The organism is Actinoalloteichus spitiensis RMV-1378, from assembly GCF_000239155.1.
GTDB lineage: Bacteria > Actinomycetota > Actinomycetes > Mycobacteriales > Pseudonocardiaceae > Actinoalloteichus_B > Actinoalloteichus_B spitiensis.
This window is the reverse complement of the sequence record NZ_AGVX02000742.1, coordinates 1-2,548: the sequence shown is the minus strand read 5'-3', so window position 1 is coordinate 2,548 and position 2,548 is coordinate 1. Positions and strand designations below refer to the sequence as shown.

General features: G+C 74.1%; 3 protein-coding genes. 1 reads left to right on the top strand and 2 read right to left on the bottom strand.

Going from position 1 to position 2,548, the window contains the following annotated elements:
• Positions 1-446: tRNA (adenosine(37)-N6)-dimethylallyltransferase (locus ACTIDRAF_RS0224755; RefSeq protein WP_016701355.1), on the bottom strand; the 446-nt coding region annotated here is incomplete at its 3' end.
• A gap of 9 nt (positions 447-455) precedes the next feature.
• Entirely contained in the window at positions 456-1,286 is an 831-nt protein-coding gene (locus ACTIDRAF_RS31185) for a class III extradiol ring-cleavage dioxygenase family protein (RefSeq protein WP_016701354.1), read from the bottom strand.
• Between the two features lie 202 nt (positions 1,287-1,488).
• Here ACTIDRAF_RS31185 and ACTIDRAF_RS31180 point away from each other — a divergent pair.
• The coding region (locus tag ACTIDRAF_RS31180) for a DUF349 domain-containing protein (RefSeq protein ID WP_016701353.1) at positions 1,489-2,548 on the top strand (1,060 nt) is incomplete at its 3' end.

Genomic DNA, 2,548 nt, shown 5'->3' with positions numbered 1-2,548 from the left:
GGATCGAGGGCGGCGAGGCGCTCGTGGAGGGCCGCCGAGCCGACCTCGGCCAACTCGGCCTCCAGCCGATCGCGCACGGCGGGGTCGGTACCGGGGAACTCGAGGTCGTCGATCACGGAACTGACGTAGAGCCCGGAACCCCCGACCAGGATCGGGGTTCGGCCACTCGCGAGCAGCGTCTCCACGACCGCCCGGGCGTCCCGCTGGTAGGCGGCCACCGAGGCCGTCTCCGTCACGTCCAGCACGTCGAGGAGGTGGTGGGGAACTCCGGCCCGCTCGGCGGCGGGGAGCTTGGCCGTCCCGATGTCCATGCCCCGGTAGAGCTGCATCGCGTCGGCGTTGACCACCTCGCCGTCGAGGGCGGCCGCGAGCCCGAGCGCGAGATCCGACTTTCCCGTGGCGGTCGGGCCCGCCACGACGACGAGGCGGGGCCTGGAGGTGGTCACGGGCCCACCCTAGGACGCGTGTCCCCCGGCCGGTTCGCCACCACCGCCTCCCGTGCCAGGCGGCGGGCTGGACCGGGCTGGCCGGGCCTCCGCGCTCCACAGGGCCATGTGGTAGCCCACGCCCAAGGCGCGATCGGCGTGGCTCTCCAGGACCCGCCAACGCCGTCCGGACTCGGCCACCACTCCGGCCAGCACCTGCCAGCCGACCCTGCCGGTGGCGTGCTGCTCGTCCGCCGCACGAGGGGTCACCCGGAGCAGCGCCTCGTGGTCGCCCGCCGCGAACGCGGCGGCGACGGTGTCGTCGAACGCGGCGGCGGCGGGGTGGGGAGGCGCGGGGGAGTCCCCACCGTGGCGGATCGACCCGTCGCCGAGGACCACCAGCCCCACCGGGCGGTCAGCCGCCGCCAGCGCCGAGGGGGCCGGGGTGGTCGGCCGCCCGTGCCACAGGTCGGCGCCGAAGGCGCGGCTGCCCTCCTGCCCCAGATCGGGCGGCAGCAGCAGGGTCTCCACCGCTTCGGCGCCACCGGCGGCGCGCAGCCAGCCGGCGACCAGCGCGGGAAGCGGCAGCATCGGGTCAGCGGGGGTCGCCGCCGGACCCCGGCCGAGCGAGACCGGGACGTCGACGCCGTAGGACGCGAAGGTCCCCCTCGCTGCCGCTGGCACCGTGCGGGGACCGGCGGGGTCACCGGCCACCGCCCACCAGATCGGGGTGATTCCGGCAAGTCCGGCGGCGATCGACACGCAGGTGGCCCGGAGCTCCGCGGTTCGTCGCACCGCACCACCCACCAGCTCCGGGACCAGCAACGGGGGTGTCGGCAGGACAGCGGCGGCGACGATCATCCGGCCCAGGTTAGCGCCTACCGTTCGGCAGATCCTTCCGCTCAGGACGGCACTCGCGGTACCACTGGGCACGTTCACCTGTTTGAATGCGCCCACGGGTGTTCACCGTGGGGTGGGCGCTCGCGTTGCTTCGGCCCCGGAAGTACCCGGGGCGCCCGTGACCTTCACGGGCATCAGGCGGGCATTCAAGGAGGAGCCGGCGATGACCGAGCACGAGACAACACCGGAAACCGTGGCAGCGGAACGCCCCGCCGGCGGGTCGGAACCGCGCCCGCGACCTTCGGTTCCGGCGGCCTCGGCCGATCCCGGTCGGTGGGGACGGGTCGACGACGAGGGCACCGTCTACGTGGTGACGGCGGATGGCGAACGTGCCGTGGGCTCCTGGCAGGCGGGGGCCGCGCAGGACGGCCTGGCGCACTACGCCCGCCGGTTCGACGACATCGTGACCGAGGTCGAGCTGTTGGAGGCGCGGCTGGCTTCCCGGGCCGGCGACCCGAAGCAGAGCTTGGGGAGCGCCACCCAGCTGCGGGACGGCCTCGCCGACGCGGCCGTCGTCGGGGACCTGGCCGCGCTGGGGGCTCGCATCGACCACCTGGTGGAGGTCGCGGAACGGGCGGTGGAGCGGTCCAAGGCCGACCGGGAGCAGGCCAGGGCCGACTCCGTGGCCAAGAAGGAGGCGCTGGCGGCCGAGGCGGAGAAGATCGCCGAGGAGTCCACGCAGTGGAAGCCGGCCGGTGACCGGCTCCGGGCCATCGTCGACGAGTGGAAGCGGATCCGTGGCGTCGACCGGAAGACGGACGAGCAGCTGTGGCGCCGCTTCGCCAGGGCACGGGACTCGTTCAACCGCCGGCGGGGCGCGCACTTCGCGGAGCTGGACCGGCAACGGCTGACCGCCAAGGCGCGGAAGCAGGAGCTCGTCGCCGAGGCGGAGAAGTTGGCCGACTCGACCGACTGGGCCGGCACCGCCGAGCGGTACCGCCAGCTGATGGCGGAGTGGAAGGCCGCTGGTCGTGCCCCCCGCGACGCGGACGACAAGCTGTGGCAGCAGTTCCGGGCGGCGCAGGACACGTTCTTCGGGCGTCGTGCCGAGGCCTTCGAGGAGCGGGACGCGGAGTTCGCCGAGAACGCCGTCAAGAAGGAGGAGCTGCTGGCGGAGGCCGAGCAGATCGACCCCACGGCGAACCTGAAGGCGGCCAGGGCGCAGCTGTCCCGCATCCAGGACCGGTGGGAGGAGATCGGGAAGGTGCCCCGCAACCGCATCC